We start from the raw sequence: 5,724 nt of genomic DNA, 5'->3' as shown, positions 1-5,724 counted from the left end.
CCTGCTCCACGACTGCCAGCTTAAAGGACAGAGAGTAATCCCGCTGAGTGCGTTTAACATACTGTTTCATCACATTCACCTCAAAACCAGTGGAAAATGTGTCAACGCTATTCAGGACGGGACAGCAAGCATAAAAAAGCAGCCCTAAAGGCTGCTTTTTTTTTTGTGGCTAAAAGCGCAAACGTATCAGCCGTTATTGGCGGCGATAATTTTTGCGACTCTTTCCGCCTCGGCATTCAGTTGCAGCTGGCGATAGGCGTTTTCCATCAGTGGCAGCGCGTCATGCGTAGCCTGCGTATCCGGATAATCGCGCATCATGCCCTCAACACGGTTAACAACCGCGACATAAGCCTCACGCTTGGTATAGAATTGCGCCACCGAAAGCTCATATTTTGCCAGACGATCTTTCAGGTAGACCTGACGCTTGTATGCATCAGCCGCGTACTGGCTGTTTGGATAACTGCGCAGCAGCTGTGCAAAGTCGCGAAATGCATCACGAGCATGGGTAGGATCGCGATCGGAACGGTCGATACCGAAAAAGCCCTGTAATGCCGAATCGTCCAGCGCCATATCCGTCAGCCCTTTCATATAGATGACGTAATCGATGTTAGGATGCGTTGGATTCAAACGCATGAAGCGGCTGATGGCAGCTTGTGCCATGGGCAGATCGGCATTTTTATAGTACGCGTAGATCAAATCCAACTGAACCTGCTGCGAATAGGGACCGAAGGGATAACGATTATCCAGCGCTTCCAGTTGCTTAATCGCCGCTTTAAAGTTACCGTCCTGCAGCTTTTGTTGCGCTGTAGCATAGATTTCAGAAGGCGGGTTGTCCGGTACCGCGTCATTTGAGCCGGAACAACCAACAAGTGCCAGGCTCAGTGTGGCTGCAGCCACCAGATATTTCATACGCGTCATGACGAAGTGATTATCCTCAAAATGTTATGGCGGAAGCTGTCCGTATAGCTCCCGGTAATGACCAGGTACGATAGCACATTATATTAAACGGCATCGCCGTAAAACCCAACGTTAACGAAGAAGCTGTATATGGCACAACAAGTTCAACTCACCGCAACGGTATCCGAGTCACAACTCGGACAACGTTTAGATCAAACTTTGGCGGAATTGTTCCCTGATTATTCACGTTCTCGCATAAAAGAATGGATTCTCGACCAGCGCGTCAGTGTTAACGGCACTGTTATTGATAAGCCAAAAGAAAAAGTGCTTGGCGGCGAGCGCGTATCTATCGATGCAGAGATCGAAGAAGAGCAGCGCTGGGAACCGCAAAACATCCCGCTGGATATCGTTTACGAAGATGAAGATATCATCGTCATCAATAAACCACGTGACTTTGTGGTGCACCCGGGCGCGGGAAATCCCGATGGCACCGTACTCAATGCACTGCTGCATCACTATCCGGCCATTATGGATGTACCGCGCGCAGGTATTGTCCATCGTCTGGACAAAGACACGACCGGGCTAATGGTAGTGGCGAAAACCGTACCGGCGCAAACGCACCTTGTAGATTCACTGCAGCGTCGCGAAATTACACGCGAATATGAAGCCGTGGCAATTGGTACGATGACAGCTGGCGGGACGGTAGATGAACCGATTAGCCGTCACTCGACAAAACGTACTCATATGTCTGTGCACCCAATGGGGAAACCGGCTGTAACCCATTATCGCATCATGGAGCATTTCCGTGCCCATACGCGGTTACGTTTACGACTGGAGACCGGCCGTACGCACCAGATTCGTGTGCATATGTCGCATATTAATCATCCTCTGGTGGGCGATCCGCTTTACGGTGGTCGTCCGCGTCCGCCAAAAGGCGCATCTGAAGACTTCATTACCACGCTGCGCGGATTTGATCGTCAGGCGCTGCACGCTACGATGCTCCGTCTTTACCATCCTATCTCAGGTATTGAAATGGAGTTTCATGCTGCGATTCCTCAGGACATGATCGATCTGATTGATGCGTTGAAAGCGGATACAGAGATGTTCAAGGATCAACTGGACTGGCTATGAGCCTGATTATTCCACAATGGCCTGCGCCTGATCGTGTGCGCGCCGCCTCAACCTTACGTCAGGGCGGGGTCAGTGAGGGCAACTGGCGTTCGCTGAATCTGGGCAGCCATGTGGGTGACAAGCCGCAGCATGTGGCGGCTAACCGAGAGCGGCTGGTCTCGCTTGCGGTGTTGCCGGCGATGCCACAGTGGCTTGAGCAGGTCCATTCAACCGACGTTGAACGCCTCAGCGCAGGCGGAAACCTGCCGCTACAGGCAGATGCCTGTATCACCCGTGATACAGGGGTGGTGTGTGCGGTAATGACGGCTGACTGTCTGCCCGTGTTGTTCTGTTCGGATGACGGCAACGAAGTAGCTGCGGCTCATGCCGGATGGCGTGGGCTATGTGGCGGCGTACTGGAAAATACGCTGGCCCAGTTTCAGGCTGCTCCCGCTCATATCCACGCCTGGCTCGGTCCGGCAATTGGCCCTGATGCATTTGAAGTCGGTGCGGAAGTTCGTCGTGCGTTTGTGGAGAAAGACCCACAGGCCGCCGCCGCTTTTCGTCCAGCGGGCGAGAAATTCTACGCCGACATCTGGCTGCTGGCCCGTCAGCGGCTGCACGCCGCAGGAGTGAAATCCGTTAGCGCGGACTCACGCTGCACCTTTCACGAGCAGGAGGATTTCTTCTCCTATCGTCGCGATGGTGTCACCGGCCGTATGGCAACTTTAATTTGGCTGTTATAGTCTTAGCCCATAAGACGATCCAGACAGCGCATTTTTTACTCCTATCTCAGGTCATTAACCTTGAAAATTTGAGGAATGACCTCATTTTAATCTCCAGTAGCATTTGACCTGTAATGGGAGGAATTATGCGTCTGGATCGTCTTACTAATAAATTTCAACTCGCTCTCTCCGACGCGCAGTCTTTGGCTCTGGGACACGACAACCAGTTCATTGAACCTTTACACCTGATGAGTGCGTTGCTCAAACAGGAGGGCGGTTCCGTTGCGCCGCTGTTGTCCTCAGCCGGTGCTGACGTCGCAGCGTTACGTACGCAGATTGATCAGGCTATTGACCGTCTGCCTCAGGTTGAAGGCAGCGACGGCGATGTGCAACCTTCTGCCGATCTCATCCGAGTGCTTAACCTGTGCGACAAGCTGGCACAGAAGCGCAACGACAACTTTATCTCATCTGAATTATTTGTTTTGGCAGCCCTGGATTCACGTGGCTCGCTGGCGGATATTTTGAAATCCGCAGGTGCCACCAACGAAAAGCTCACCAAAGCGATTGAACAACTTCGTGGAGGCGACAACGTGAACGATCAAGGTGCTGAAGATCAGCGTCAGGCTTTAAAAAAATACACGATTGATCTCACCGAACGCGCCGAAAAAGGCAAGTTAGATCCGGTGATTGGGCGTGACGAAGAGATTCGCCGCACCATCCAGGTGTTGCAGCGTCGTACTAAAAACAACCCGGTGTTAATCGGTGAGCCAGGTGTGGGTAAAACCGCCATCGTTGAAGGGCTGGCACAGCGCATTATCAATGGTGAAGTACCGGAAGGGCTGAAAGGCCGCCGCGTACTCGCACTGGATATGGGAGCGCTGGTGGCGGGGGCGAAATACCGTGGTGAATTCGAAGAGCGCCTGAAAGGGGTACTTAGCGACCTGTCAAAACAGGAAGGCAATGTCATTCTGTTTATCGACGAACTGCATACGATGGTTGGTGCGGGTAAAGCAGACGGTGCGATGGATGCCGGTAATATGCTCAAGCCTGCGCTGGCTCGTGGTGAGCTGCACTGCGTTGGTGCCACCACGCTGGACGAGTATCGCCAGTACATAGAAAAAGATGCCGCTCTGGAGCGTCGTTTCCAGAAAGTGTTTGTGGCAGAGCCAAGCGTTGAAGATACCATCGCGATTTTGCGTGGTTTGAAAGAGCGCTATGAGCTGCACCACCATGTGCAGATCACTGACCCGGCTATCGTCGCAGCCGCCACGCTTTCACACCGCTACATCGCCGACCGCCAGTTGCCGGACAAGGCAATTGACCTGATTGACGAGGCAGCATCGAGCATCCGTATGCAGATTGACTCCAAACCTGAAGCGCTGGATCGCCTGGAACGCCGCATTATCCAGTTGAAGCTGGAACAGCAGGCGTTGAAGAAAGAGTCTGACGATGCCAGCGTCAAGCGTCTGGATATGCTGGAAGCCGAGCTAAACCAGAAAGAGCGTGAATATGCCGAGCTGGAAGAAGAGTGGAAAGCGGAAAAAGCCTCGTTAACGGGTACGCAGAATATTAAAGCGGAACTGGAGCAGGCACGGCTTACGCTTGAGCAGGCTCGTCGTTCCGGCGATCTGGCGCAGATGTCAGAACTGCAGTATGGCAAGATCCCGGCGCTGGAAAAACAGTTGGCTTCCGCTACACAGGCTGAAGGCAAGACCATGAAGCTGCTGCGCAACCGCGTAACAGATGTAGAGATTGCCGATGTCCTGGCGCGCTGGACCGGTATTCCGGTCGCTCGCATGATGGAAGGGGAGCGTGACAAACTTCTGCGTATGGAGCAGTCGCTTCACTCACGCGTGATTGGACAGGATGAAGCGGTTGAAGCGGTTTCTAATGCCATTCGCCGTAGCCGCGCAGGCCTGGCTGATCCAAATCGTCCTGTCGGGTCGTTCCTGTTTCTGGGTCCAACCGGGGTAGGTAAAACGGAATTGTGTAAATCACTGGCTAACTTCCTGTTTGACAGTGACGATGCGATGGTTCGTATCGACATGTCCGAATTTATGGAGAAACACTCTGTATCGCGGCTGGTGGGCGCACCTCCGGGTTATGTCGGCTATGAAGAGGGTGGTTATCTGACTGAAGCGGTTCGCCGTCGTCCTTATTCGGTGATCCTGCTGGATGAGATTGAGAAGGCGCATCCCGATGTCTTCAATATCCTGCTGCAGGTGCTGGATGATGGCCGGTTGACGGACGGGCAAGGACGCACTGTTGATTTCCGCAATACGGTTGTGATCATGACGTCTAACCTGGGTTCAGATTTGATTCAGGAACGTTTCGGTAATCTGAATTATGCCGAGATGAAAGGGCTGGTCATGGGCGTTGTGGGTCAGCATTTCCGTCCGGAGTTTGTGAACCGTATTGATGAAGTGGTGGTGTTCCATCCGTTGGGTGAGCAGCATATTGCTTCTATTGCTCAGATTCAGCTACAGCGGTTGTATAAACGTCTGGAAGACCGAGGCTATCAGCTGCATATCTCTGAAGCCGCAATCAAACTGCTGGGTGAAAACGGTTATGACCCGGTTTACGGTGCGCGTCCATTGAAACGTGCTATCCAGCAGCAGATAGAAAACCCACTGGCACAGCAGATTCTTTCTGGTGCGCTGGTTCCGGGCAAAGTGATTGAGATGGATGTAAAAGACGACGTCATTACGGCGCATCAGTAAGGTCATCTCTGCAAAAACGGGCGAAATGCCCGTTTTTTGTACCTGCTAGTTGCGGTTTGGGTCGTTTTTAAAGCGCATTGCCTGGAAAGTGAGCACTCGAAAGGTTTATTTGAATTAGCGCTTGTCAGCCTAAAATATTTGCCTATAATGCGCCTCCACTGACACGGCACAACGGCTTACGGAATGCGGTGTAGGGAGGTTCAGGAAACTGAACCGCCGGAGAAAAACTTCTGAAAAAGAGGTTGACTCTGAAGGAGGAAAGCGTAATATAC

Annotated in this window: 4 protein-coding genes; 3 read left to right on the top strand and 1 reads right to left on the bottom strand. The window is 52.4% G+C overall.

The features are described from left to right. Window positions 1-186 precede the first annotated feature (186 nt). The gene (gene bamD, locus NR177_RS23605) at window positions 187-918 is read right to left on the bottom strand and encodes an outer membrane protein assembly factor BamD (RefSeq protein WP_063880703.1); all 732 of its coding nucleotides are present in this window, start codon (window positions 916-918) and stop codon (window positions 187-189) included. Window positions 919-1,047: 129 nt separating this feature from the next. On the opposite strand from bamD, the gene rluD reads away from it, so the two are divergent. From rluD to clpB, 3 genes are all read left to right on the top strand, one after another. Next, window positions 1,048-2,028, top strand: a complete 981-nt coding sequence (rluD, locus tag NR177_RS23600; RefSeq protein ID WP_063880702.1) for a 23S rRNA pseudouridine(1911/1915/1917) synthase RluD — start codon at window positions 1,048-1,050, stop codon at window positions 2,026-2,028. Beyond that, the gene (gene yfiH / locus NR177_RS23595; protein ID WP_256853789.1) at window positions 2,025-2,753 is read left to right on the top strand and encodes a purine nucleoside phosphorylase YfiH; all 729 of its coding nucleotides are present in this window, start codon (window positions 2,025-2,027) and stop codon (window positions 2,751-2,753) included. Before rluD ends, yfiH begins: the two co-directional genes overlap by 4 nt. A gap of 125 nt (window positions 2,754-2,878) precedes the next feature. Further along, window positions 2,879-5,452: an ATP-dependent chaperone ClpB gene (gene clpB, locus NR177_RS23590; RefSeq protein WP_096012117.1), complete on the top strand. Its 2,574-nt coding sequence runs from the start codon at window positions 2,879-2,881 to the stop codon at window positions 5,450-5,452. Window positions 5,453-5,724: the final 272 nt, after the last annotated feature.

Source organism: Pantoea sp. Fr+CA_20 (assembly GCF_024520835.1).
Taxonomy (GTDB): Bacteria; Pseudomonadota; Gammaproteobacteria; order Enterobacterales; family Enterobacteriaceae; genus Pantoea; species Pantoea allii.
Note: the sequence above shows the minus strand (reverse complement) of the source record. Positions and strands in the feature narration are given on the sequence as shown.

What these genes read in the sequence shown, in the direction of transcription:
- bamD (WP_063880703.1), bottom strand. Translation starts at nt 918, where the DNA reads ATGACGCGTATGAAATATCTGGTGGCTGCAGCCACACTGAGCCTGGCA.
- yfiH (WP_256853789.1), top strand. Translation starts at nt 2,025, where the DNA reads ATGAGCCTGATTATTCCACAATGGCCTGCGCCTGATCGTGTGCGCGCC.
- rluD (WP_063880702.1), top strand. Translation starts at nt 1,048, where the DNA reads ATGGCACAACAAGTTCAACTCACCGCAACGGTATCCGAGTCACAACTC.
- clpB (WP_096012117.1), top strand. Translation starts at nt 2,879, where the DNA reads ATGCGTCTGGATCGTCTTACTAATAAATTTCAACTCGCTCTCTCCGAC.